Source organism: Bacillus aquiflavi, assembly GCF_019915265.1.
Classification (GTDB): Bacteria; Bacillota; Bacilli; order Bacillales; family Cytobacillaceae; genus Bacillus_BT; species Bacillus_BT aquiflavi.
This window is the reverse complement of the sequence record NZ_CP082780.1, coordinates 1,084,547-1,111,545: the sequence shown is the minus strand read 5'-3', so window position 1 is coordinate 1,111,545 and position 26,999 is coordinate 1,084,547. Positions and strand designations below refer to the sequence as shown.

At 37.0% G+C, this 26,999-nt stretch carries 25 protein-coding genes, 2 pseudogenes and 1 other annotated feature; all 27 genes and pseudogenes read right to left on the bottom strand.

Annotated elements, in window-relative coordinates:
• Positions 1-2: 2 nt before the first annotated feature.
• Entirely contained in the window at positions 3-629 is a 627-nt protein-coding gene (gene pyrE / locus K6959_RS05610) for an orotate phosphoribosyltransferase (protein ID WP_223087864.1), read from the bottom strand.
• Positions 630-1,344: pseudogene (gene pyrF, locus K6959_RS05605) on the bottom strand (orotidine-5'-phosphate decarboxylase).
• On the bottom strand, positions 1,316-2,257 hold the full coding sequence (locus tag K6959_RS05600; RefSeq protein WP_223087860.1) for a dihydroorotate dehydrogenase: 942 nt from the start codon (positions 2,255-2,257) through the stop codon (positions 1,316-1,318). Before K6959_RS05600 ends, pyrF begins: the two are co-directional and overlap by 29 nt.
• Entirely contained in the window at positions 2,254-3,033 is a 780-nt protein-coding gene (locus tag K6959_RS05595) for a dihydroorotate dehydrogenase electron transfer subunit (RefSeq protein ID WP_163242233.1), read from the bottom strand. Before K6959_RS05595 ends, K6959_RS05600 begins: the two co-directional genes overlap by 4 nt.
• 14 nt (positions 3,034-3,047) lie before the next feature.
• Complete coding sequence (carB, locus tag K6959_RS05590) at positions 3,048-6,242, bottom strand: carbamoyl-phosphate synthase large subunit (RefSeq protein ID WP_223087858.1); 3,195 nt, start codon at positions 6,240-6,242, stop codon at positions 3,048-3,050.
• Position 6,243: 1 nt separating this feature from the next.
• Entirely contained in the window at positions 6,244-7,326 is a 1,083-nt protein-coding gene (locus K6959_RS05585) for a carbamoyl phosphate synthase small subunit (RefSeq protein WP_163242235.1), read from the bottom strand.
• Positions 7,323-8,609, bottom strand: a pseudogene (locus K6959_RS05580) (dihydroorotase). Before K6959_RS05580 ends, K6959_RS05585 begins: the two are co-directional and overlap by 4 nt.
• Positions 8,572-9,510: an aspartate carbamoyltransferase catalytic subunit gene (locus K6959_RS05575; protein WP_223087856.1), complete on the bottom strand. Its 939-nt coding sequence runs from the start codon at positions 9,508-9,510 to the stop codon at positions 8,572-8,574. The pseudogene K6959_RS05580 and the gene K6959_RS05575 overlap by 38 nt, the downstream one beginning before the upstream one ends.
• A 171-nt stretch (positions 9,511-9,681) precedes the next feature.
• Positions 9,682-11,031, bottom strand: coding sequence for a solute carrier family 23 protein (locus K6959_RS05570; protein ID WP_163242238.1), 1,350 nt, complete (start codon positions 11,029-11,031; stop codon positions 9,682-9,684).
• Positions 11,032-11,191: 160 nt separating this feature from the next.
• Positions 11,192-11,740 carry a bifunctional pyr operon transcriptional regulator/uracil phosphoribosyltransferase PyrR gene (gene pyrR, locus K6959_RS05565; RefSeq protein WP_163242239.1) on the bottom strand — a complete coding sequence of 183 codons (549 nt, stop codon included), beginning with the start codon at positions 11,738-11,740 and terminating at the stop codon, positions 11,192-11,194.
• Between the two features lie 183 nt (positions 11,741-11,923).
• On the bottom strand, positions 11,924-12,835 hold the full coding sequence (locus K6959_RS05560) for an RluA family pseudouridine synthase (protein WP_163242240.1): 912 nt from the start codon (positions 12,833-12,835) through the stop codon (positions 11,924-11,926).
• Positions 12,807-13,301 carry a signal peptidase II gene (lspA, locus tag K6959_RS05555; RefSeq protein WP_262421901.1) on the bottom strand — a complete coding sequence of 165 codons (495 nt, stop codon included), beginning with the start codon at positions 13,299-13,301 and terminating at the stop codon, positions 12,807-12,809. Before lspA ends, K6959_RS05560 begins: the two co-directional genes overlap by 29 nt.
• Positions 13,302-13,383: 82 nt before the next feature.
• Positions 13,384-13,671 (bottom strand): TraR/DksA family transcriptional regulator, encoded by a 288-nt coding sequence (locus K6959_RS05550; protein WP_163242241.1) that lies wholly within the window; start codon positions 13,669-13,671, stop codon positions 13,384-13,386.
• 160 nt (positions 13,672-13,831) lie between these two features.
• Positions 13,832-16,585 carry an isoleucine--tRNA ligase gene (gene ileS, locus K6959_RS05545; protein ID WP_223087855.1) on the bottom strand — a complete coding sequence of 918 codons (2,754 nt, stop codon included), beginning with the start codon at positions 16,583-16,585 and terminating at the stop codon, positions 13,832-13,834.
• 69 nt (positions 16,586-16,654) lie between these two features.
• Positions 16,655-16,898 (bottom strand) — a binding site (T-box leader).
• 67 nt (positions 16,899-16,965) lie between these two features.
• Positions 16,966-17,481: a DivIVA domain-containing protein gene (locus K6959_RS05540; RefSeq protein WP_163242243.1), complete on the bottom strand. Its 516-nt coding sequence runs from the start codon at positions 17,479-17,481 to the stop codon at positions 16,966-16,968.
• A gap of 216 nt (positions 17,482-17,697) precedes the next feature.
• Positions 17,698-18,471, bottom strand: a complete 774-nt coding sequence (locus tag K6959_RS05535) for a YlmH family RNA-binding protein (RefSeq protein ID WP_163242244.1) — start codon at positions 18,469-18,471, stop codon at positions 17,698-17,700.
• Between the two features lie 300 nt (positions 18,472-18,771).
• A complete protein-coding gene (locus tag K6959_RS05530) occupies positions 18,772-19,035 on the bottom strand; it encodes a YggT family protein (protein WP_223087853.1) in 264 nt (87 codons plus the stop codon).
• A 28-nt stretch (positions 19,036-19,063) separates the two neighbouring features.
• Positions 19,064-19,465, bottom strand: coding sequence for a cell division protein SepF (locus tag K6959_RS05525; protein WP_163242246.1), 402 nt, complete (start codon positions 19,463-19,465; stop codon positions 19,064-19,066).
• Positions 19,466-19,477: 12 nt separating this feature from the next.
• Positions 19,478-20,155, bottom strand: a complete 678-nt coding sequence (locus tag K6959_RS05520) for a YggS family pyridoxal phosphate-dependent enzyme (protein ID WP_163242247.1) — start codon at positions 20,153-20,155, stop codon at positions 19,478-19,480.
• Between the two features lies 1 nt (position 20,156).
• Positions 20,157-20,609 (bottom strand): purine nucleoside phosphorylase YfiH/LACC1 family protein, encoded by a 453-nt coding sequence (locus K6959_RS19550; RefSeq protein WP_316252528.1) that lies wholly within the window; start codon positions 20,607-20,609, stop codon positions 20,157-20,159.
• 2 nt (positions 20,610-20,611) lie between these two features.
• Positions 20,612-20,986 carry a laccase domain-containing protein gene (locus K6959_RS19545; RefSeq protein ID WP_316252527.1) on the bottom strand — a complete coding sequence of 125 codons (375 nt, stop codon included), beginning with the start codon at positions 20,984-20,986 and terminating at the stop codon, positions 20,612-20,614.
• A gap of 73 nt (positions 20,987-21,059) precedes the next feature.
• On the bottom strand, positions 21,060-21,329 hold the full coding sequence (locus K6959_RS05510; protein WP_163242249.1) for a YlmC/YmxH family sporulation protein: 270 nt from the start codon (positions 21,327-21,329) through the stop codon (positions 21,060-21,062).
• Between the two features lie 179 nt (positions 21,330-21,508).
• On the bottom strand, positions 21,509-22,288 hold the full coding sequence (sigG, locus tag K6959_RS05505; RefSeq protein WP_163242250.1) for an RNA polymerase sporulation sigma factor SigG: 780 nt from the start codon (positions 22,286-22,288) through the stop codon (positions 21,509-21,511).
• Between the two features lie 178 nt (positions 22,289-22,466).
• Positions 22,467-23,186 carry an RNA polymerase sporulation sigma factor SigE gene (sigE, locus tag K6959_RS05500; protein WP_163242251.1) on the bottom strand — a complete coding sequence of 240 codons (720 nt, stop codon included), beginning with the start codon at positions 23,184-23,186 and terminating at the stop codon, positions 22,467-22,469.
• A gap of 70 nt (positions 23,187-23,256) precedes the next feature.
• Positions 23,257-24,195 carry a sigma-E processing peptidase SpoIIGA gene (gene spoIIGA, locus K6959_RS05495; protein ID WP_223087851.1) on the bottom strand — a complete coding sequence of 313 codons (939 nt, stop codon included), beginning with the start codon at positions 24,193-24,195 and terminating at the stop codon, positions 23,257-23,259.
• Between the two features lie 305 nt (positions 24,196-24,500).
• Positions 24,501-25,646 carry a cell division protein FtsZ gene (gene ftsZ / locus K6959_RS05490; protein WP_163242253.1) on the bottom strand — a complete coding sequence of 382 codons (1,146 nt, stop codon included), beginning with the start codon at positions 25,644-25,646 and terminating at the stop codon, positions 24,501-24,503.
• A 42-nt stretch (positions 25,647-25,688) separates the two neighbouring features.
• Positions 25,689-26,969: a cell division protein FtsA gene (gene ftsA, locus K6959_RS05485; protein ID WP_163242254.1), complete on the bottom strand. Its 1,281-nt coding sequence runs from the start codon at positions 26,967-26,969 to the stop codon at positions 25,689-25,691.
• Positions 26,970-26,999 lie beyond the last annotated feature (30 nt).

Below are 26,999 nucleotides of genomic sequence, written 5' to 3'. Positions count from 1 at the left end.
TTTTACTTTGTTTCCCAATTAGTAGGATTTTTTCGCCAAGCTTTAAGTTTTTTGAGATCAGCATTTGTAATTAATCCACTTTCTTCGGCAACTGAAATTAATGTTGTAAAATCAGTTAGAGAATAAGCGTGAATGTTTGCTTTTAAAAGCTGTTCTTTTCCTTTTTCAAGTTCATAGGTGAAAATCGAGACAACCCCAAGCACGTCACAGCCTGCCTCTTTTAATGCTTCAACTGCTGTAATAACACTTCCGCCTGTTGAAATTAAATCTTCAATGACAACGACCTTTTGTCCTGCTTCTACTTTTCCTTCAATTTGATTTCCTTTTCCGTGCTGTTTCGCCTTAGAGCGAACATAACACATTGGTAAATTTGACAGATCACTAACCCATGCGGCGTGAGGGATTCCTGCTGTTGCAGTCCCAGCAATCACTTCAGCCTCTGGGAAATGTTCTGTCATTAATGCTTTTAAACCGTTAGCAATTTCTTTACGAATCTCAGGATATGATAATGTCAATCGATTATCACAATATATCGGAGAACGAATTCCAGAAGCCCATGTAAACGGTTCATTTGGGCGTAGAAAAACAGCGTTTATATTGAGTAAATGCTTTGCAATCGAACGCTTCATTTAAATTGCCCCCTCCCATTCTTTCTTTATGAATAAATAGTTTTTTCTACGGATTTTCAGCTCTAGTAATTGATCTTCCGACAACAATTGCGGAAACACCTGATTCTCTCGCAAGCTTTGGAGTAGCAACTCGCTTTTGATCTTGAGCAGCTTCAACCGCTAACCTAATACCCGGTGAAACTGTTAAGAAAGAGTTGCTTAACTTAGAATGAATTAATTGTGATTCATATGTTGAGCAGACAACACCATCAAGCCCTGAGTCGTTTGCAAGCTTTGCATAATGGAGAACTGATTGTTCTAGGGAAACAGGAATTAACTGTTCTTGTTTCATTTGTTCCTCTCCAGTGCTAGTTAACTGTGTGACTGCTATGCAATACGGGCGCTTTTTTCCAAAAGATGTCCCAGCTTCAAGCCCCTCAAGAGCCCCTTCCATCATTGCTCTTCCACCTGCAGCATGGACATTAACTAAATCACAACCGAGTCGGGCTAAACCTTTCATTGCACTTTTAACTGTATTTGGGATATCGTGAAGCTTTAAATCAAGAAAAACACGGTGGTTTTGTTCTTTTAAATAGTCAATAATTGACGGTCCTTCCTGATAAAATAGCTCCATGCCAACTTTAACAAATAACGATTCATCTGAAAAAAATCGAAGAAAGTTTTTCACTTCTTTTTTTGACGGAAAATCAAGTGCAACGATTAATGGCCGTTCCATATTTCCTCCAACTCCTTCCTGTACATTCCGAAATATGATCATATCCAAACTTCTTTAATAAACTTGGCAGTTCTTCAATTATTTTTGGACATACAAACGGATCAACAAAATTGGCTGTACCAATAGCAACTGCACTTGCCCCCGCATAAAAGAACTCAAGTACATCTTCAGCTGACTGGATGCCGCCCATGCCGATAATTGGCAAGTTTACATGCTGACTCACTTCATAAACCATCCGGATGGCTACAGGCTTAATGGCTGGACCGCTTAATCCGCCCGTTACATTTGCAATAATCGGTTTTCCAGTTTTTGTATCTATTCTCATTCCAAGTAATGTATTAATGAGGGTTAATCCGTCTGCTCCGCCCTCTTCAACCGCTTTTGCAATTTCAACTATGTTCGTTACATTTGGCGATAGCTTTACATATACAGGTACGCTAGAAACTTCTTTTACTTTTTTCGTCAACTCTTTTGCTACCTCTGGGAATGTTCCAAAAGCAATTCCGCCTGTTTTAACGTTCGGACAGGAAATATTTAACTCAAGCGCATGTACGTTAGGCGCTTGTGATATTTTTTTAGCAACCGCAACATAATCCTCCATTTGTGAACCAGCTACACTTGCAATAATTGGAACGTCAAACTGTTCAAGCCACGGCAATTCTTCTGTTAATACTTTCTCTAATCCAGGGTTTTGTAAGCCAATCGCATTTAGCATACCTGCAGGTGTTTCTGCAACACGAGGTGTCGGATTGCCGAAGCGCGGCTCTAATGTCGTCGCTTTAATCATCATTGCACCAAGAACGTTTAGGTCATACAACTGACTGTATTCCCGTCCGAATCCGAAGCATCCTGAAGCAGGCATAATAGGATTTTTTAAATGAAGCCCTGGAAGCTGTACGGCTATCGTCTTCATAATAAAACCTCCCCTGATTGGAATACAGGTCCATCGCTGCAAACCTTTTTATAAGAGTGACCATGCTCATCGCCAACTGTATGGCAAACACATGCAAAACAAGCCCCTATCCCACATCCCATTCGTTGTTCCAAGGATAAAAATACTTTTTTATTCGTAAATTTACGTTCTAAAGCCTTTAGCATTGGAGTCGGTCCACAGGTATAAAGCACATGAAAGTCCAATTGATGTTTATCAATTACATCTGTAACGAACCCTTTCGTTCCGTATGTACCGTCTACAGTTGCAATAAAGGTTTTACCAAGACGCGCAAATTTTTCTTCATAAAAAACAGCATTTTTTGTTTGAAAACCAAGAACATGAATAACATTTACACCATTCTGTACGAGACGTTTCGATAGCTCATAAAGGGGAGGTACACCAATTCCTCCACCTACTAAAAGAGCTGTTTCACCTTGATTTGTTTCTGAAACAGGAAAGCCATTTCCAAGGGAACCGAGTACATTAACGACATCCCCTTGCTTTTTTTGAGCAAGCAGAGAAGTTCCACGGCCTTCTTTTCGATAAATCATTGTAAATTCATTTTGATCGTAATTGATTGACGAAATACTTATGGGTCTTCTTAACAACGGATCAAGTCCATCTGTTACTTTTAAATGAACAAATTGACCAGGCTCGTCCATATTCGCAACAAGGTTTCCTGACAATGTAAGCTCATAAATAGAATGAGCAATCTCCTGTTGTTGGACGACTATACATGCTTCTTGTTCAATCACAGTTATACCGCCTCCTAGTTAGCATCTTTTACACCCATCGGTTCCGCCGAAAACTCAATCGACTCCAACACTCGTAAAATTGCTTCTGCCGTATCTAAAGAAGTTAAACATGGAATCCCATTTTCTACTGCCTCACGACGAATTCGAAAGCCATCCCGTTCAGGCTGTTTTCCTTTCGTTAACGTATTAATAACGAATTGTGCGCCGCCATTTCTAATGACATCTAAAAGATCTTCATCACTAGAACCTATTTTTTCAACAACTTTTACTGGAATTCCAGCTTCATTCAACGTTCGCGCTGTTCCATTTGTCGCCATTAATTGATATCCTATCGTTACAAATCGTTTTGCAATTTGTAATGCTTCCTCTTTGTCTTTATCAGCAATTGTTAACAAGACTGTTCCATAGCGATGAATTTTCATGCCTGATGCAACAAGTCCTTTGTATAATGCTTTTTCTAACGTAACATCTTTTCCCATTACTTCACCGGTTGATTTCATTTCAGGTCCAAGATTAATATCAACCCTTCGTAGTTTTTCAAAAGAGAAAACTGGTACTTTTACGTATACACCTTTTTGTTCTTGTAAAAGCCCTGGTTGAAAACCTTGTTCAATTAATGATTGACCTAAAATGACTTTAGTTGCCACTTTTGCCATCGGGACATTTGTAATTTTACTTAAAAGAGGGACTGTCCTACTTGAACGTGGGTTTACCTCTATTACATAAACATCCTCATTAACGGCTACATATTGAATGTTTAGCAAACCAATGATGTTTAAACCTTTCGCAAGTCTATCTGTGTAATCAGCAATTTTTATTTTTACATCGTTTGATAAGCTTTGAGGAGGGTATACAGCAATCGAGTCGCCTGAATGGACACCAGCCCGTTCTATATGCTCCATAATTCCAGGGATTAAAACATTTTCCCCATCACAAATTGCATCTACCTCAATTTCTTTCCCTGTTAAATATCGGTCAATTAAGACTGGATGTTCTGGATTAATATTCACTGCATTTTTCATATAATGAAGAAGCTCTTTCTCTTTATAAACGATCTCCATCGCACGTCCGCCAAGAACGTAGGAAGGCCTAACTAAGACGGGATAACCGATTTCCGCTGCAATCCCGACAGCTTCCTCAACAGATGTTGCTGTTTGTCCTTTTGGCTGTGGAATATCTAGCTCTACTAACGCATGTTCAAACTTATCTCGATTTTCAGCTCGATCCAAATCTTCAAGTGAAGTTCCAAGAATGTTCACACCACGTTCCACAAGGCTTGCAGCTAAATTAATCGCTGTTTGTCCACCAAATTGAACTACGACTCCTTCTGGTTTTTCATGATCAATTACATGCATTACGTCTTCTATCGTAAGCGGCTCAAAATAAAGTTTATCTGAAATGCTAAAATCAGTTGAAACCGTTTCGGGATTATTATTGATAATAATTGCCTCATAACCCGCTTCCTTAATAGCCCAGACAGAATGAACTGTTGCATAATCAAATTCAATCCCTTGCCCGATGCGGATAGGTCCAGAACCGAGAACAACAACACTTTTGCGCTCAGAAACAAGCGATTCATTTTCTTCTTCGTACGTTCCATAAAAATATGGGGTAGTAGACTCAAATTCGGCTGAACAAGTATCAACCATTTTATAAACAGGTGTAATTCCTTCTTTTCTTCTCCACTCGTATACTTCCTTTTCAGATACATTCCAAAGCTCAGCAATCTTTTTATCTGTAAAACCAAGTTCTTTTGATCTAATTAACGTTTGCCGATCATACGGAACCTTTGCTATCGCTTGTTCAAACGCAATGATTTCTTTTATTTTCTTTAAAAAGAAAAGGTCTATTGCGCTCCACTTATAAACTTGTTCAATTGAAATCCCCCGTCGTATCGCTTCAGAGATAAAAAAGAGCCGTTCGTCTCCTGCTTTACGGATTCTTTTTTCAATCATATCATTTGAATATGTTTCAGCATCTTTCAATTGTAAATGATAAGTATCAGTTTCTAATGAGCGGACCGCTTTTAAAAGCGACTCTTCAAAAGTGCGGCCGATCGCCATGACCTCTCCAGTTGCTTTCATTTGCGTCCCTAATAAACGGTTTGCCGACTCAAATTTGTCAAATGGCCACCGTGGGATTTTCGTGACAACATAATCAATAACTGCTTCAGAACAAGCATATGTTTGTTCTGTAACAGGATTTTTTATTTCATCTAATGTAAAGCCAATAGCAATTTTTGCGGCAATTTTTGCAATCGGAAACCCGGTTGCCTTGGACGCTAATGCAGAAGAGCGGCTTACACGCGGATTCACTTCAATGATATAGTATTGAAAGCTATGTGGATCAAGAGCAAGCTGGACATTACAACCTCCCTCGATTTCTAAAGCACGAATAATTTTTAATGACGTACTTCTTAATAATTGAATTTCTCTATCGCTTAATGTTTGACATGGTGCAACGACAATCGAATCACCCGTATGAATCCCAACTGGATCAATATTTTCCATATGGCAAATAACAATTGCAGTATCATTCGCATCGCGCATCACTTCGTACTCAATTTCCTTAAATCCAGCTATACTTCTTTCTAATAAACATTGGTGAACAGGGCTGCTTTTTAAACCATTTTTAACAATTTCCTGAAGTTCCTCTTCGTTATCACAAATTCCGCCGCCTGTTCCACCGAGTGTATATGCTGGACGGACAATAACAGGATAGCCAACTTCTTGAACGAAATTGTAAGCCTCTTCGAGATTATGGACAATTGCACTTTCTGGCACAGGTTCGTTAAGCTCATTCATTAATGTTCTAAAAAGATCACGATCTTCTGCTTTTTCTATTGCCTCAAGATTCGTTCCGAGAATTTCTACTCCACATTCGGCTAACACACCTGATTTAGCTAATTCTACTGCTAAGTTTAATCCTGTTTGCCCGCCTAAAGTCGGTAAAATGGCATCTGGGCGCTCTTTTCGAATGATTCGACTAACAAATTCATGAGTTAATGGCTCAATATAGACAACATCTGCAATTTCCGTATCTGTCATGATTGTCGCTGGATTTGAATTTATTAGTATGACTTTATAACCTTCTTCTTTTAATGCAATACAAGCTTGAGTACCTGCATAATCAAACTCCGCCGCTTGTCCAATGACAATTGGTCCCGATCCGATCACTAAAATGCTGTTTATATCTGTACGTTTCGGCATGTTATAGCACCTCTTGTTTTTCAGATTTAACCATTTGTAAAAATTGATCAAACAACTTGTTAGCATCTTCTGATCCTGGTGAAGATTCTGGATTAAATTGAACACCGAACGCAGCTATGTTCTTATGTTTCAATCCTTCAATTGAACCATCATTAACAGCAAGATAGCTAACTTCTAACTCAGTTCCTGCAAGTGAATTTTCATCTACTGTGTAGCCGTGATTTTGGGAGGTAAAAAGTATTTTTCCAGTCTGTAAATCTTTCACAGGATAGCTTGCGCCCCGATGACCTATTTTCATTTTTTTTATTTTTGCTCCACATGCTAATGCAAGCAACTGATGCCCTAAAGAGATTCCGAATAGCGGAACTTTTCCTAAAAGGCTATTAATAACACTGGCAGCTTCTTGAACATCTTCTGGATTGCCGGGACCATTTGAAAAGATAACCCCATCAGGACTTAAATTTAATATTTCTCCTGCACTCGTATGATATGGCACGACAATTACATCACAATTTCGTTTGTTAAGCTCTCGTAAAATACCATGTTTCATCCCAAAGTCAACAAGTACAACACGATAACCTCTCCCAGGACTTGGATAAGGGGTTTTTGTTGATACTTGCTTTACTTGATCGTTTCGAAGCTTCGTTGCTTGCAATCGCGGAAGAACCTCTTCAACTTTTGTATCAATACTACAAATGATTCCTTTTAATGTCCCATATTTGCGAATAATTCTCGTCAGTTTTCTCGTATCAATTTTGGCGATTCCTGTTATATTTTTTTGCTTTAAATATTCATCAATGGCTAGCTCATTCCGCCAATTTGATGGAAAATTAGCTGCTTCTTTCACAATTAGACCACTAATAGCTGGATTAATGGACTCAAAATCATCACGATTCATCCCATAATTACCTATTAACGGATATGTAAATGTAACAATTTGTCCGCAGTAGGAAGGATCAGATAAAATTTCTTGGTAGCCTGTCATACTTGTATTAAACACAACTTCACCAATCTTTTCCGTGTCACTTCCGATTCCTTCCCCTACAAATACTGTTCCATCTTCTAATATAAGTTGTCGCTTCATGCTTTCACACTTCCTTTGCTCCATACAACTTTTCCCTCGGCTATTGTTGCAATTGGCCATCCCTTACATTTCCAACCTGTAAACGGAGTGTTTTTTCCTTTCGAAAGGAAGGTAGTTGGATCAATTGTTTCTTCGTTCGTCAGATCAAGAATAACAATATCTGCTACAGCACCTGTTTCTATTTTCCCCTAAGGAAGGTTAAAAGTTTGAGCAGGCTTCACAGTTAAAAAGTCAATTAATTCTTTTAGCGATAATATTCCTTTTTCAACTAAGTTCGTATATAAAAGTGGGAACGCTGTTTCTAGGCCTACTATTCCGAAAGGTGCTAATAGCATTCCTTCTGCCTTTTCTTCTTCTGTATGAGGTGCATGATCTGTTGCAATAAAATCTATTGTTCCATCAAGCAAACCTTCAATGAGGGCATTTCGATCTTCTTTTCCTCTTAGAGGCGGATTCATTTTAAAGTTAGAATCTAATTCTGGAATATCTTCATCACATAATAATAAATGATGAGGCGTTACTTCTGCAGTAACATGAATGCCAGCACGCTTTGCATTGCGGACTGTTCTGACAGATTCTTTCGTACTGATATGACAGACGTGGTAATGACAATTAGCAGCTTCTGCAAGCAGTACATCTCTTGCAATATGCACAGACTCACATACAGACGGAATCCCATTTATTCCATGCTTTTTTGAAAAAACACCTTCATGGACTGCTCCTTTATTAATTAAACTATTATCTTCACAATGGGCTACAATTGGCATTTTCAGAGCTGCTGCCTGTTTCATTGCTTTAAGCATTTTTCCCGCTTCTTGAATACCAACACCATCATCTGTAAAAGCAAACGCTCCTGCAGCTTTTAAATCACTGAAATTCGTTAATTCCTCTCCGAGCTCACGAACAGTGATTGAAGCATATGGAAGTACACGAATAACTGCAGTTTCTTTAATCCTGTTAATAAGCCACTCCATTTGCTCCTTCGAGTCTGGAACAGGTCTTGTATTTGGCATTGCTGCAACAGTAGTAAAGCCTCCTTTTGCTGCGGCAAGTGTACCAGTTGCAATCGTCTCTTTTTTCTCGCCGCCTGGCTCACGAAGATGAACATGAACATCAATAAATCCTGGAGCAAGTAAACTGCCTTTTGCATCTATTATTTCGTCAGCAATCGAATCGATGAATTCGTTAATTTCAGTGATCACCCCATCTTCTATGAAAATGTCCACCTTTTTAAGGGTCCTGTTGCTAGTAAGCAATTGACCATTGATGATTTTTAGAGACATCTTTCTTTCCTCCCTCAACAGTTTTTAATGCTTTATTTAAAACAGCCATTCTGACGTATACACCATTTTCCATTTGTTTAAATATTCTTGAACGCTTTGATTCAACAAGATTATCAGCAATTTCCACATTCCTATTGACAGGTGCCGGGTGCATAATAATACTTCCAGGTTTCATTTGCTTCTCCCTGTCTACTGTTAAACCGTAGAGCTTATGATACTCATTAGCACTTCTTTTATCCTTATGTTCGTGGCGTTCATGTTGGATTCTAAGCAGCATGACAACATCTGATGTTGAAATTGCTTCATCGATTGTTTCATAGCGCCCTTTCCCGATTATATGATCATCAAACCATTCTTCAGGTCCTGAGAACACAACGTCTGCACCAAGTCTTAAAAGGGCGTCGGCATTAGAACGAGCAACACGGCTATGTCTTATATCACCGATAATTGAGATTTTTAATTGCTCAAATTTCCCAAATTCCTGCTGAATTGTTAATAAATCTAATAACGTTTGCGTAGGATGATGCCCACAGCCATCTCCAGCATTAATGATTGGAATGGAGATTCGATCTTGTAATTCAGTAAAATATTGATCTTTTTTTTGGCGGATTACGAGTACATCGACTCCGATAGCTTCCAGCGTTTTAGCCGTATCATATAAAGTCTCGCCTTTCAATACGCTTGATGTACTTGCTTCAAAAGGAATGACCTCTAAACCAAGTTTCCGTTCTGCCATTTCAAAGCTGCTTTTTGTTCTTGTGCTTGGTTCAAAGAACAAATTTGCTACAAACCTTTGATTTTTTTGTTTATGAAATTCACCTGTTGAAATTTTATTTGCTTCTGCTAATATTTCGTGAATTTCATCTACTGACAGCTGAGAAGTTGTTAGCAAATGCCTCATTTCAAGAAGCCTCCTTCGAATTGTTGTTGCCTTTAAAAAAACACCCTAAATCGGATGATCAGGGTGTTATGCATGTTTGTAAAAAGGCAAGAAATACATTCTAATTTGTTTGCCGTTTTTACTCATAACACCCTTTATAGCCTCACTGGACTATTATTTAAAGGGTGAATATTAAGCAATAGTTTTATTATTATCTTGTTCCGGTTTTTCAAAAATATTTTCTGTTCCAAAGCCGTCTTTGCGACCTGGCAAAATTAAGTTTAAAATAATCCCAACAATTGCTGCTAAAGCCATCCCCGATAATGACAGACGTTCACCAATTTGAATAAATGCCCCGCCTACTCCAATCACAAGAATGACAGACGAAATAATTAAATTCCTTTTAATCCCAAGATCAACATTGTTGTCGATTAACATTCTTAATCCACTCGAAGCAATAATTCCAAATAATAGAATTGAAACACCACCCATTACTGCGGAAGGAATCGTACTAATTAATGCTGTTATTTTTCCAATAAATCCGAATAAAATGGCGATAACAGCTGCACCGCCAATTACAAAAACACTGAATACTCGTGTAATGGCTAATACCCCGATATTTTCTCCATAAGTCGTATTAGGAGGTCCGCCAATAAAAGAAGCGATAATTGTGGCAACTCCATCTCCTAATATAGAACGGTGCAAACCTGGATTTTGAATAAAGTTTTTCCCGACAACTTTACTTAATACCATCTGATCGCCGATATGTTCAGCAAGAGTGACAATGGCTACAGGCACCATAATAAGTGCGACTTCCCAAGAAAATGACGGAGTATAGTGTACAAACGGAACGACGAAGTCTGGAATCTCAAAAAGTTGAGCATTTTTAACTATACTTAAGTCTACTATTCCAGCAAAATAAGCAATTATATAGCCTGCAACGATCCCGACAAGAACCGGGATTAAAGATAAAAATCCTCTAAGAAAAATCGCACTTATAATCGTAATTGCTAATGTTGCAAGTGCTACCATAAAATGAGTTGAACTGTAAACTAGTTCATTGACTGGTGCACCTGGATTTTCATACATTGCCATGTTTACTGCTGTTCCGGCAAGTCCTAAACCGATGACGATAATGACTGGACCGACGACAACAGGAGGCAATATTTTCATAAGCCAATTAATACCAAATTTACTAATAAAGAGGGCGATTATTCCATAAATGATACCAGCTAGAAAACTGCCAATCATCGCAGCTTCTGGCCCTCCAATAGATTTTGCCAATATAATTGGTGCAATGAAAGCGAACGATGAACCTAAGTATGCTGGAATTCTTCCTTTCGTAATGAGCAAATAGGCAAGTGTACCAAGTCCGCTTGAAATAAGAGCTACACCAGGGCTTAAATCAACGAGTATTGGCACAAGCACCGTAGCTCCAAACATAGCAAATAAATGTTGTATACTTAACGTCAGCCATTTTCCTAACGATGGTACATCACGGACATCTAAAACAGCGTTCGTTTTACTTTTTGTTTGTGACATCTTTATTCCCCCATCATGTCATGAGATTTCCAAAAATAAAACCCTCTTTACAGCCGTTAAATTAGGCACAAAGAGGGTATAAAAACATAACAAAAGTATTTTTTGGATCTCTTTTGTCTGTTTCCCCTTTGTCAGCCTCTCTGGACTGCTTTTAAAAGGGCTATTTAGTTTTTTCATGTATTGTGACTTGGTCAATATGATCTACTTCAATTAATTCAACTACAATTCTTTCTGAGTTTGCGGTTGGGATATTTTTTCCTACATAATCAGCTCTAATTGGCAATTCACGATGGCCTCGATCTACTAACACTGCTAATTGAATTGCAGCAGGACGTCCACAGTCTATTAAAGCATCCATCGCGGCTCGAACAGTTCTGCCTGTATATAAAACATCATCTACTAATATGACCTTTTTATCAGTAATATCTACTGGAAGATCTGCACCCTTTACAAGCGGTTCTTTATCAATTGTTTTTGTTGATAAATCATCGCGATACAGCGTTATATCTAACTCGCCAACAGGAAGCGTTTTTCCTTCAATTTGCTCGATTCGCTCTGCTAATCGCTTAGCTAAGTAAATTCCTCTTGTACGAATACCGACAAGAACAAATTTGTCTATTCCTTTATTTTGTTCAATCATTTCATGAGCTATTCTAGTTAATGCTCTGCGAATAGCTTGTTCGTCTAAAAGGACTGCTTTTTGTGTCATTTCCTCACCCTTTCTCTTTTATGACGAAACGGGTAAAAAAAAACCTCTCACGCATAGCAAGGTGAGAGGATTCACGAGTTCTATAACAGTAATAACATATTCCCGTTTCCTTCTCAGCCTCACAGGACTGTTTTAAAGGACTATTCGACTATAGTTTATCTTAATCTAAATGAATTCAAACTGTCAATAGTTATTTTCAAGCATCTTAATAATCTGTCGAAACTCATTTGGAAGTGGAGCCTCAAATTGTAAATACTCTCCTGTCCTCGGATGGTGGAATCCTAATATACCTGCATGAAGAACTTGACCTTCGATTGATAATGTTTTTCGCGGTCCATACTTCGGATCACCTGCAAGAGGGTAGCCAATATATTTCATATGAACACGGATTTGATGAGTTCGGCCTGTTTCTAATTGACATTCAACAAATGTGAATTCCTTAAACCTTTTTAAAACTGCAAAATGAGTGACAGCATGTTTTCCATCATCGATAACAGCCATTCTTTGGCGATCTTTCGGATCTCTGCCAATAGGAGCGTCAATCGTTCCATAATCATGCGGAATCACTCCATGGACTACTGCTTTATACTTCCGGATGACTGTTTTTTCGATTAACTGCTTTACTAGTTTTTCATGAGCAAAATCGGTTTTAGCGATCATTAATAAACCAGAAGTGTCCTTGTCAATTCGATGAACAACTCCAGGCCGCAATCCGTCGTTTATGTTTGATAAGCTGTGACAATGTTCTAAAACACCGTTAATGAGCGTTCCTCTTGGATGTCCAGGAGCAGGATGAACAACCATTCCTCTCGGTTTATTCACGACAATACAGTCTTGATCTTCAAAATAAATATCTAGATTCATTTTTTCAGGAATGACTTTAAGCTCTTCATCCTCTTCAATATGAATGATCATTTTATCGTTAAGGATGCATTTATAATTCGGTTTTACTTTTTCTCCGTTAACAAGAACATTTCCTTCTTTGACCCATTGTTGAACTTGGGTTCTAGACCATTCATTATTAAGTGTTGATAATACTTTATCTATTCTTTCACCAGCTTCATGTTCATGAATGGTGTGTTCCTTTTTTTCCATGTGTTTTCTCCTTTAATTTCCGCTCTTCCAGAAACATATAAATCATGAATAAGATAACACCGATTACAAGTGCAGAATCAGCAATATTAAATACTGGGAAGTCGTAACCAAAAATATATGTATTAATAAAATCGACTACTTCTTGACGAAAAACTCTATCGATAAAGTTTCCAATTGCCCCACCAAGTATAAGACCTAATGACACACCAAAAAGATGATGATTTCTGGCGGTCTTTTGAATGTAATAAATAATTGCAATAATCACAATTACTGTGATGACGTAAAAAAACCACATTTGTCCTTCTAAAATACCCCACGCTGCACCTTTATTACGATGGGAAGTAATATAAAGGAAATCTTTAATAATTTCAATATTATCTCCTAAATTCATTGTTTTAACAATTAACCATTTTGTCCATTGATCAAGTATAATAACAAAAAACGCAATTAAATAATAAATTAACACGAAGGCTACCTCCAGCTTGTTATCCAATAGGTTACCTTTGCATTTTAGCACAAATTGATAGTATGAACAAAGCTTAATTACATTAGTTAAGCGACTTTTTAAAATGTTTGCGAATAACTTCTACATCTTTTTTCGTTCTTATCGTTGGAATAATGGAAAGTATCTCAAATGGAATTAATTCGTTTGAAGTTTCACAACGCCCAAAAGTACCACTATCAATTTTATTTATCGCTTGTTCAATATCAGAAATTTCCTCATTGATCATCACTGCGACAGTGTCAGACATTTTTTTTCCGTCAAGCTGTTTTGTTAGTAATTCCTTTTTCATTTTATGAAGCTCATTATATAATCGCAGAACATTATATTCCATATCATTCCCTCCACAGTTCCTTCTAGCTATTCATTATTATCTCCGTATTTTAAAAAACTGTGTGATATAACTTTTAACAGTGTCATCATCATTTTCCGTTAAAGAGAAAAAATCCTTGAAGCAAAATACGCTTCAAGGATTTAAATTAAATGTTTACTCTCTATCCTTTAACAACCGTTGCACAACGTGGACATAATGTCGGATGGTCTTGATCTTGACCGACATGAGGAGTGACAACACAGCAGCGTGCACACGTTTCTCCTTCAGCTTTGGAAACGACAACTGCAGCGTGATCAAGCTTTAATGCGTACTCAGGTGCTTCCTCAATTGTTCCAGCAATCTCAAGATCAGAAACGATAAACAGTTGCTTTAGACTTTCTGAGATTGAATCAAGCAAATTTTTTGTTTTTTCATTCACATATAATGTAACCTTTGCTGTTAATGATTTTCCAATTAACTTCTCGTTCCGTGCCTCTTCTAATGCTTTTAAAACATCATCACGTAGTGTTAGGATTGCTGTCCATTTTTCTAATAATTCTTTTTCATTTGGAAATTCTTTCTCCTCTGGGAAATCTGTTAACTGAACACTTTTTTCTTTTACCTCCGGGATATACTGCCATACTTCATCTGCAGTATGAGGAAGAATAGGTGTAACTAATTTTGTTAAAACAATTAAACATTCGTAAATAACCGTCTGCATTGCACGACGCTCAAAATTGTTCTTCGCTTCAATATAGAGAACATCTTTGGCAAAATCTAAATAAAACGCACTTAAATCAAGTGTACAGAAATTGTTAATTGCATGATAAATACTTGCAAAATCAAACTGATCATATGAATGATCTACACGTTTTACTAAGTTATTTAATTTAATGAGCATGAATTGGTCAACTTCACGAAGCTTATTATACTCAATTGAATGTATTGACGGCTCAAAATCAGCTAAGTTTCCGAGTAAAAAGCGGAACGTATTCCGAATCTTCCGATATACCTCGGCTACTTGCTTTAAAATTGCATCCGAAACACGAACATCGCCTTGGTAATCTACTGAAGCTACCCATAGACGGAGAATATCGGCACCTAACTGCTTCGTTACTTTAGCTGGATCAATAACATTTCCTAATGATTTACTCATCTTTCTTCCTTGACCGTCTAAAGTAAAGCCATGGCTTAATACACCTTTATAAGGTGCTTTATTTGTTACTGCAACAGCTGTAGATAGAGAAGAGTTAAACCAGCCGCGATATTGGTCAGAGCCCTCTAAATATAAATCAGCAGGTCGTTGTAAATCTTCTCTTTCTACAAGAACAGCCTGATGAGAAGAACCAGAATCAAACCATACATCCATAATGTCTGTTTCTTTCTCAAATTCCCCATTTGGGCTTGAAGGGTGAGTAAAACCTTCCGGAAGCAATTCTTTTGCTGATTTTTCAAACCAAATGTTTGAACCATGTTCACGGAATAAGTTTGAAATATGCTCAATTGTTTCATCGTTAATAATTGGTTCCCCATCTTCGCCGTAAAAGATTGGCAACGGGACACCCCAAGCACGTTGTCTTGAAATACACCAATCCCCACGATCTCGAACCATATTGTAAAGACGTGTTTCACCCCACGCTGGAACAAACTTCGTATCTTTAATTACTGATAATAATTTATCACGAAAATCTTTGATCGAAGCAAACCACTGTGAAGTTGCTCGGAAAATAATCGGTTTTTTTGATCTCCAATCATGTGGATAAGAATGCGTAATAAATGAAAGCTTCAGTAAAGCCCCCACTTCATCAAGCTTTTCAGTAATTGGCTTATTTGCTGCATCATAAAATAACCCTTCAAATCCTGGAGCCTCTTTTGTCATATAACCTTTTTCATCTACAGGGCAGAGAACATCCAGACCATATTTTTGGCCAACATAAAAGTCATCTTCCCCATGTCCAGGAGCGGTATGAACACACCCTGTCCCAGCCTCTGTTGTTACATGCTCGCCGAGCATTACTAACGAGTCCCGTTCGTATAAAGGATGTTGGGCAATAATATGTTCTAGCTCACTTCCTTTTAACGTTTTTTTAATTGAAACGTTCTCCCATCCAACTTCTGTAGAAACTGCTTCAAGTAAATCCTCGGCAACAACATACTTTTGTCCCTGGACTTTTACAACAACATAAATAAACTCAGGATGAACTGAAATTCCAAGGTTTGCTGGGATCGTCCAAGGAGTTGTCGTCCAAATAACAATTTTTGTATCTGGATCAAGTACTCCTTTTCCGTCTTTTACATTGAAAGCCACATAGATTGATGGGGAACGTTTATCTTTATATTCAATTTCTGCCTCTGCAAGCGCAGATTCACTTGATGGAGACCAGTAAATCGGCTTTAAACCTTTGTAAATATAACCTTTTTTCGCCATCTCGCCAAATACTTTAATTTGTTGCGCCTCATATTCAGGTTTTAATGTAATATATGGATTTTCCCAATCTCCGCGAACACCTAAACGTTTAAAACTTTCCCGCTGATTGACGATTTGTCCATAGGCATATTCTTCACAAAGCTTTCTAAATTCCGCAACAGACATTTCCTTCCGTTTTTCACCTTTGTTTGTCAACACTTGTTCAATAGGCAATCCATGAGTATCCCAGCCTGGAACGTAAGGTGCACAATAGCCGCTCATTGATTTATAGCGGACAATAAAATCCTTTAGAATCTTATTTAATGCATGTCCAATATGAATATTGCCGTTTGCAAAGGGCGGTCCATCATGGAGAATATACTTTGGTCTATCTTTTGTTCGTTCTTGAACCTTTTGATAAATACCTATTTTTTCCCATTTAGCTTGAATTTCAGGCTCTCGTTTAGGAAGATTCCCCCTCATTGGAAATTCTGTTTTTGGCATTAATAACGTATCTTTATAATCCATTTCTTTTCCTCCTGCTAACAACTTTTGATATTCATTTTTTCATCATAAAACAAAAACCCCCTCATCCCAAAAAGGGACGAGAAGGTTTTCTCCCGCGGTACCACCCTTATAGACATTTTGGCTAATGTCCACTTATCATTCGTAACGTGAATATTCGTCAAGCCTACTAAATCAAACGTTCGACTTGAGACTCAAGGGTGATTTTCCAATTCAATTCTTACACTGGGCTTCCACTATCCCCAGCTCGCTGATGTGTGCCATCACTCACTTATAAGATGATAATGAATTGTACTGTCCCTTTCATTGTCGCTAATTTATGATTAATCTTTTAATAATTTCATTTATACTTTAAAAAATTATATGCACAACGTTATTATTTGTCAAGGATGCACACTCTCTTCTTCTTTACGTTCTAATTCAGTTGCATCTAATTCATATTCTAATAAATGATCCCAATCATCATTATTTAATAAATCCAGTTGAGCTTCAATAAGCATTTTAAAGCGTGTCCTGAATACCTTCGATTGTTTTTTTAATTCTTCAATCTCCATTGCAACCTTTCTCGCCTTTGATAAGGCTTCATTTATAATCCGATCCGCGTTTTTTTCAGCCTCTTTAATAATCAGTTTCGCCTCTTTTTGGGCGTTACGCTTTACTTCTTCTCCTGCCTCTTGAGCGACAATAATAGATTTATTCAAAGTTTCTTCGATATTCATAAAATGTTCAAGGCGTTCATTTAGCGCAGCTAATGTTTCTTCTAGCTCTTTTTTCTCCCGAATAATTATTTCATAATCCTTTATGACTTGATCTAAAAATTCATTTACTTCATCTTCATCATATCCTCTGAAACCTTTGCTAAATTCTTTATTATGTATATCTAACGGCGTTAATGGCATGAAAGCCACCTCCCTATTAACAGTCTCTTCACTATGTAATTTAATTATTTCTACAATTGGTGAGAAAATCCTTCAAAAAAAGATGATTTATTTAGACTGTGACAAACGCTCATATTATTCTTATTGTTGTTTTTATGCATATAAATGAATTTAACTTTTCTCTCATTTCATGCCTGGGCATTGATGGCAAGCGTTTGCAATTAGTCTGTTAAGCTGTTATTTTTGTATTCCTACAATCATCCGCCATTTTTCTTTTTTTGTTTTTCCATCTATCGATAAAACTTTTCCTCTTCCTCCTCCTCGAACTGAGATGATGTCACCTTCCTCACAAATAAATGAAGCTTGGCTAATAACTGTCCAGTTTACTTTAACTAATCCTTGTTGAACATACAATTGTGATTTTTGCCGAGAAATACGGAACATAGATGAAATGACTGAATCAACCCTTAATGAGGATACAGTAATTGAATGTTCTTTCCAACATTTTTCCTCTTGTATAGCCATATATAACGGGATTTTTTTTAATGTAACGGCAGCTTTGCCAATAGAACGGAGCTCCATTTGAATATATTCACTAATTCCTTCGGCAGCAAAAAATTGCACGTTATCACCATTTAATAATATATCCCCGAATTTTCCTCGTTTTAAACCAAGTGACATGAGACTTCCAAGAACGTGCCGATGCTCAATTGAAATAAATTTTTTCGGATAGTCGATTTGAAAAAGTGTAATATGAAAATCCTCTTTTTCTATAGGCAAATACTCAGGATATAGAAGTGCCCTTTTTCTTTCTGAATCATCCGTTCCTCCGAACAACTCCCATTTCACATTTGAATGCGTTCCAATCATAGCTTGTAAAATATGTTGTTCTCGCGGATCCAAAAAGTCAGTTAATTTTTGGGCGTATGCATTTTCAACATAGGTTCTCCATTGAATCACTTGGTCAATGAACTCTTTTTCTTCTTGTCGAAAATGCTGATAAATTGACATATAGCGTAACCCTCACAATCACTTTTGTTCCATATAAACAATATCTATTTTACCTTAAATATGCCCACAACGAAATTCTTATTTTTTAATGAGAAAAAGGTCCTTATATGGACCTTACAGACTGTTACAAACGCTCGCATTCTTCGTTGTAAGCACATAAGCTTTTGTTCTATTCGCTTCCGCCTCGTTGCTCGACACCTCGACTAATAAGCGTTTGTAAGCAGGTTCTCAAGCATTTGCTTCAAATATTGAGTTTGTCCCCAAGCTTAAGACTTTTATCTGAACCTTGTAGACACAAGCTTACACAAACCAATAATATAGCTGCTGCATACCTGTCGTGGCAAATCTTAACACAATGATAGCAACAATTGGAGAAAAGTCTATCATTCCAAATGGCGGGATAATTTTTCTAAATGGTTCCAAATAAGGTTCGCATATACGTGCTAAAAATTGTCCAATACTTGACTCGCGAGCGTTTGGAAACCATGACATTAATATGTAAATGATTAACGCCCAGGAATAGTAATAAATTATTTGCCCTAAAATATTCAATACTAAAGACATACTTGTCTATCACCTCTATTATAGAATATTACTCCTCTATCAGTTCAGAAATACTCCCCGCAACCTCCACATTTTCAGGAGTGCAAAGAAAGATATTTGGTCCGATCTTTTGAATATCGCCGCCTATTGCATAAACAGTTCCGCTTAAAAAATCAATAATTCTTTTCGCTTGTTCATGTTGGATGCGCTGTAAATTAACAACTACAGCTCGACGACTTTTTAAATGATCAGCAATTTCTTGTGCCTCTGCATAAACACGGGGCTCCATCAAGATTACTTTTGAAGACTTTTGTACACTTTGTAAGCTGACAATGTTTTGCTTAGGTGTATTTTTAGAAGGTTTTACCGTCTCTTCCTCTTCGATGATTTCTTCTTCCTTATACTCATCATCTAAGAAAAAAAACGATTTCACTTTTGATTTTAAACTCATATTTAACGCCTCCTAGTCATCTTCACCAACAAGAGCCGTTCCTACTCTTATCATTGTTGCTCCTTCCTCAATCGCAATTGAAAAATCATTAGACATTCCCATTGAAAGTTCATGGCACGGAGCATAATCTAAGTTTAACTTTTGGAGCTCGGTTTGCAATAGTTTTAATTTACGAAAACAGCTTCTAATAACAGGCTCATTATCTGTTAAAGGAGCCATCGTCATGAGGCCGACTACTTTTATGTTTTCAAATTCTTTTAGCTTCAAAATAAATTTTTTTACTTCTGAAGGCTCCATTCCTTGTTTCGATTCTTCCCCTGATACATTTACTTGAACAAAACAATTTATTTTCCTATTTGCACGTTTGTTCATTTCCTTTGCTAATGAAAGACGATCTAAAGAATGGACGTAATCAACTTTATGAATAATGTTTTTTACCTTTCTAGACTGCAATGTTCCGATAAAATGCCAAACGGGCTTGTCCCCTAGGGCTTCCCACTTTTCTAAAAAGCCATTATCCCGATTTTCCCCAAGGTGAATAATTCCGGCTTCAACTGCCTCTTTGGCTCTCTCTATTGAAACATATTTTGTTACAGCAATAATTTTTACATCGTTAACATCTCGATTAACTTTATGACAAGCTTCTTGTATTTGTTTTTGTATTAACTTTAATTTGCTTTCAACCTTCATTTTATTTATTGTTACCCTCCTTCCAGCCGATAAAACTCATCATTCGTCCAGTTATTCCTTGATCTCGACGATGAGAAAAAAACTGTTGATGATGACAGCTGGTACAAAAATTCGTCGTTTCAATATTTTCAGCTGGAATTCCAGCTTTTAAAAGGAGCTGTCGATTAAAGGAACGTAGGTTTAATGAATATTGTCCATCCTTTACTTCGTGATATGGCCTTTCTTCCCCTTGAGCTAAGTTTCTTTCTATTTGTGAAATAACTAAGTCATCTACAATATAACATTTTTCACAAATAGATGGGCCAATAACAACAAAAATTTCGTCCTCTTTAATCCCTTCTTTCTTTAAGCAATGGATCATTTCCCCGCTAATATTGCTGACTGATCCCCTCCAACCAGCATGAGCAATCCCAAGAGCCCTTTGTTTTGGAGCAAAAAAAATATAAAGGAACACAATCAGCAAAGCAAAGGGTTAACAAAATGCCCTTTTCGAAGGTATAAAAATCCGTCTGTCCTTTTAAAGCTGTCAGAGTAACGAAACGCTCCTTTTCCTTTATTAACAGATGTTACTTTTTTAATAAAATTTTCATGGGTTTGCTCAGCACCGACCCAATTATGAAGCGGAAACTGAAGAGTATTAGCAAAATCCTGCCGATTTTTACAAACAATTTCTTCTTCATCACCTACATGAAATGCAAAATTTGCACTGTCATATGGAAAATGACTTTTCCCATCATTTTTTGTTGTAAATCCAACAGTTAAATTTGGATTTTGCCGAGCCCAATGTTTTATTATAAAATATTTATCATTTTTTAATTCTAAAGGTTCCATATTATCCCTCAGTGTTTTAATCTAGTTTACCACAGAAAAAAGCGAAGTCACAGTAAAAACAAAGTTATCGTTTTTATTTTTCTTCTTCTAGTGGCTGCTCATGATTAGCATCCTTATATCGAACTAAAATAACATCTTCCCCTATTTTTAAAATATTTTTCCAAGGGATCATAATTGGTTCCTCTTTCCCAAAAAAACCTAGTACCTTTCCTGACCCAGTAATAATGATGGCATCTATTTTTCCTGTGTCTAAATTAATATCGATATCTCCAATGTTACCTAATTTTTTTCCATCAGAAATATTTACAACATCTTTCATTTGAAGATCGGATATTTTTACCATTTATCATCACTCCTCACTTCCTCATTATACTCTATAACACTATATGAGAGTGAATATTGAAAAAATGTGCTTTTCTAATATAAAAAGGGTTTTTAAGAGGAATCGGTGAGAATTTTACTAGGGGAACTTAGCAGAAACACTTAAAAACATTCAAACGTAAAGCTGCCAATTTGGCAGCTTTACGTTTGAATGTTTTTATTCATTTGTTTAATTGCAGCTTTTTCTAGCCTCGATACTTGGGCTTGAGAAATGCCTATCTCCTCAGCTACTTCCATTTGTGTTTTTCCTTGAAAAAATCTTTTGCGAAGTATTAACTTTTCCCGATCATTTAAACGTCTCATTCCTTCTTTTAAGGCAATCTCTTCAATCCATTGATGGTCCCGATTTTTTTCATCGCTCAACTGATCCATTACATAAATGGGATCACCGCCATCGTTGTAAATTGGTTCAAATAGGGAAACGGGATCTTGAATTGCATCAAGTGCAAACACGATCTCTTCATGAGGCACTTCTAATACGCGCGCAATCTCCTCAGCTGTCGGTTCCCGAGATGCTTCACTTATTAATTTTTCTCTTACTTGCAGTGCTTTATAAGCAATATCCCGTAAAGAACGAGAAACGCGAATCGGGTTATTATCCCGTAAGTAGCGTCGAATTTCTCCGATAATCATCGGAACAGCATATGTTGAAAATCTAACATTTTGACTAAGGTCAAAGTTGTCAATTGACTTCATAAGACCGATACAACCGACCTGAAAGAGATCATCAACAAATTCACCCCGATTATTAAAGCGTTGAATGACACTTAAAACAAGGCGTAAGTTGCCATTAACTAGTTTTTCCCGTGCTGTCATGTCGCCATTATGCATTTCTTTAAAAAGCTTTCTCATTTCCTCATTTTTTAACACGGGAAGTTTTGAAGTATCTACACCACAAATTTCAACTTTATTTCGAGTCAATTCTTTTCCCTCCTTACAGGAGCTGATGTACAAAGTTCAGTATCTCCTCGGGTGGGAAAAATATGCATGATCTTGTCTTAACCCTGTTGTTAAAAATGAGGGAAAAACAGCTTAACTTATTGATAAATTCACATATTAGCTTCAAAAAAACTTCCAAAAATTTTTCCAAAAAAATTTTTTAAACCATTTTATTGAATTCTTTTCGCAATCTTTTAATAATTCTTTTTTCTAATCTTGAAATATATGACTGAGATATCCCAAGCATATCCGCAACATCTTTCTGAGTTTTTTCCTCCCCAGTACCTAAACCGAAACGAAGTTCCATTATTTGTTTTTCTCGGTCTGATAATTGATGAAGCGCTTTAATTAAAAGCTTTCGATCAACATTTGCTTCAAGGTCCTTCGTAATAATATCCTCATCTGTACCTAACACATCTGATAATAGAAGCTCATTCCCATCCCAATCAATATTCAGCGGTTCATCGAAAGAGACTTCAGAGCGCAATTTATTATTTCGACGTAAATACATGAGAATTTCATTTTCAATACACCGTGAAGCGTATGTAGCTAACTTTATCTTTTTTTCAGGATTGAATGTATTTACTGCTTTAATTAGTCCGATCGTTCCTATACTAATTAAATCCTCGATATTTATCCCTGTATTTTCAAACTTCCTGGCGATATAAACAACAAGCCGTAAATTTCTTTCAATTAATATTGATCTTGCCGCTTGATCTCCTTTCGGTAGTTTTTTTAATAGTAACTCTTCCTCATCTTTATTTAAAGGAGGCGGCAATGCTTCGCTTCCGCCAATATAATAAATTTCATCTGTTTTAATTTTTAATTTTATTAAAATCTTATACCAGTAGTATGTTAAGCGAAGTTTTAATCGTTTCATAAATGTCTCCTCCTAATAATCTGTTTATCTTTTGACAAAAATGGCTGTATCACTTTTCGTTTCTTTATAACTAACCTACTTTCCCTTTTTGTTGCCCTGCTTTAAATCCAGTCAGCATCTTCGGGTGCACGATACATTGAAAACGATCGTCAGCAGACAGCTCCTGCATTGTAAAGGAAACGAGCGATTTTTTAACGATAAGTGTTTCTTCATCTTTTTCAATAAACATGTGGTCGGGCTTAACCGCTACGATTATTTGATGCTCTTGTCCAACAACTTTACAAGGAATAAATCGTAGTTTATTTTCTAGTTCGCTAGGAATCTCCATCGTACCAGTTAAGATTGACTCAGGATTTTCAGCTATTTGATAGATTGACTTTGGAAGCTCGTTCCGTTCTCCTTTTAAAGAGGCAACCATAACTGGTATTTTTGTTAAAGGATCGTAAAGCTGATTTCCGCTATCGACTAATCCTATAAACTGATAGGAACATTCATGAATAAAAATAGTTACGTTAACCAACTGATCGAATTGAATTTTTGTCATCTCAATATTTTCAAGCCTTTGTTTTGAAAAATGCCATGCAATTGGAAAGCCGAGCAACACGAATAACCAGCTAATAGGATCTCCGAAACCTTTTATGCTCGAGAGCATCACTGATGAAGATAATTTCATATCAAATTTCAAAAAATAATGAACGCCGATTAATGCACCTCCTATCAAGAAAGTAAATAAATAGAGGGTCATTAAACAGGTTAAGAAATAACGCATACGCTTATACCCGAATGTAATCAAAATCATGACAATCGAAAAACACAATTTTGAAATGGGGTGACCAGTAAACGTATTAAGTGGAGTGATAGTTAATAAAATAATTAGTGAACCAACAAAACCTCCAGCGAAAACCCTCCAAAGCAAAATTTTCCTTTTTAATATAGTTGCCGTCAAATAAAGGAGGAGACTGTCAAATAAAAAATTTAAAAGCCAGATTACATCTAAATAAACAGTCATAAAATCCTCCTCTTTTACCTTATATTTTCTACCTATTATTCTGTTACGAAAAAGTATAACGTACATCCCTTCTAAAAGTGTGTCATTTCCTGTAATCAAAATAGAAGAACTTTTCGCTTTTCTTTTCGGAATTTGTCTATATATGTTTCTATTCATTTATTAAACTTTTTAACGCCATTTTTTTACGTTCCTCAATGAATAGGGAATCTTTTAATCTTTTTCTTTGCAACAAAACAAAAACAGGTATAAATCCTTTTTACATGGATTCATACCTGTTTTTTATGAGTTGCAAACTACTATGTTTTTTATCTTCTACGATTTCGATTACGAAGGAAAGTAGGTATATCTAACGTATCTTCAGCAAACTGAGAGCTTGTCCCACGGGAATGTTGCTGCTCTTGAGGGGGCTCTTCACGTTGTTTCGGTTGCTCACGAGTAGCTGCAATGCTTTGTTTCAATTGTCCTAATCCTGTTCTTGTAGATTTTGCTTGAACAACTTCCTCATTAAAACCAGTTGCAATTACTGTTACGACGATTTCGTCATTTAAGTTCTCATTGATTACTGAACCAAAAATCATATTTACTTCTTGGTCAGAGGCTGATGCAACTATATCTGCAGCTTCTTGTACTTCGTAAAGACTTAAATTTGTTCCTCCAGTAATATTCATCAACACTCCTCTTGCGCCATCAATCGATGTTTCAAGTAAAGGAGATGAAATGGCTTTTTTTGCAGCTTCGGCGGCTCGATTTTCTCCAGTTGATACACCTATACCCATTAACGCTGATCCTTGATTAGACATGATTGTTTTAACGTCAGCAAAATCAAGATTAATAAGCCCCGGTACAGCAATTAAATCCGAAATCCCTTGTACACCTTGACGTAGAACATTATCGGCTTCACGGAAAGCTTCCAGCATTGGAGTGCTTTTATCAACAATTTCTAAAAGACGGTCATTTGGAATAACTATTAATGTATCTACTGCATCTTTCATTGCTGCAATTCCGCCTGCAGCTTGTGTCGCACGCTTTCTTCCTTCAAATGTGAACGGACGAGTAACAACACCAACTGTTAAAGAGCCTAAATCACGAGCAATTTGAGCAATTACTGGGGCTGCCCCTGTTCCAGTTCCGCCACCCATTCCTGCAGTAACGAATACCATGTCTGCTCCCTTTAACGCTTCTTCAATTTGCTCTTTACTCTCTTCGGCTGCCTTTTTTCCTACCTCTGGATTTGCACCAGCACCGAGTCCCCTAGTCAATTTAGCACCGATTTGCATTTTTATTTCTGCTTTTGATAAATTTAATGCTTGCGCATCTGTATTAACTGCAATAAATTCTACACCTTGAACACCATGCTCTATCATACGGTTAACAGCATTATTCCCGCCGCCTCCAACACCGATAACTTTTATTGTAGCTAGCGAATCTAAATTAGTATCAAATTCCAACATGACAAATCCTCCTAATTCGTCTATCTTCCTAAATAATAATGCTTACTCAAAAAAGTAACCTAGGAATTTTTTCACCTTTGATGTCACCTTTTCTGGCTTTTTTTCAGAATTCGATTTCGGTTGCGACTGTTTTTGAACCCGTGTATCATTTTCTTCTATGGAGGCTGCAACAGAACCGATTTTCCTTCCTTGTATTCTAGCATTTTTGTAAGCAAATTTAATTAATCCTACAGCTGTTGTAAATTTAGGATCTCGAACACCAATATAATCAGGAACAGCAATCCGAACCCTACTTTGCAAGACGACTTGAGCTAGTTCTGGAACGCCTTGCATATTTGTCACTCCACCAGTTAAAACGTATCCGCCAGGTAAATCTTGAACTCCTAACAGTCTTAATTCATGAACGATAAGCTCAAGTATTTCTTCCATCCTTGCCTCAATAATATCCGCAATTTCAAGCTGGTTAAATTGTTGGTGTTGATCGCTGCCAATAATCGGAACACTAAAAACTTCATCTTGGGAGGCATCATCGTAGAACGCATGACCATATTTCACTTTAATCTCTTCGGCATCCTCTGTCGTTGTTTTCAGTCCGATCGACAAGTCTTTAGTAATGTGATCCCCTCCAACTGGAAGAACAGTCGTTGCTTTTAAATCTCCTTGCTCAAAAACAGCGATTGTCGTTGATCCACCTCCAATATCAACTAGGGCGACACCAAGATTTTTTTCATCTTTAGACAATGCAAAAGACCCAGCAGCATAAGGTTGCAATGAGATGTCAACAATTTCTAATCCTGCACGCTCTACACAGCGTAAAGTATTATGTAAAATTGTCTTTGAACCTGTAATGATAGTCCCTTCCATTTCAAGCCGTACACCAATCATTCCGCGCGGATCATTAATTTCATCTAGTCCATCAACGATAAATTGTTTCGGGATTACATCGATAATCTCTCTTTCAGGAGGAACTGAAACTACTTGTGCAGCATCCAGCACCCTTGCTACATCCTCATTCGTTATCTCCCGATTTTCACTTGAGACTGCTACTACACCATGGCAAGGATGAAGCATGACATGATTTCCAGAAACACCAACAATTACACGCTGAATTTCCATTCCTACCATTCTTTCAGCCTGTTCTACTGCTCTTTTAATAGAATGAACGGTTTCATCTATATCTACTATCGATCCCTTTTTCAGTCCTTCAGACTTTGCATTTCCCACTCCAATAATATTTACAGAGTCATTGACCATTTCACCAATGATAACTTTTACACTGGATGTACCGATGTCAAGACTAACATAAACTTCATTGCTGTTCATTCTCTGGCACCTCCTTTAAACAATATTAAG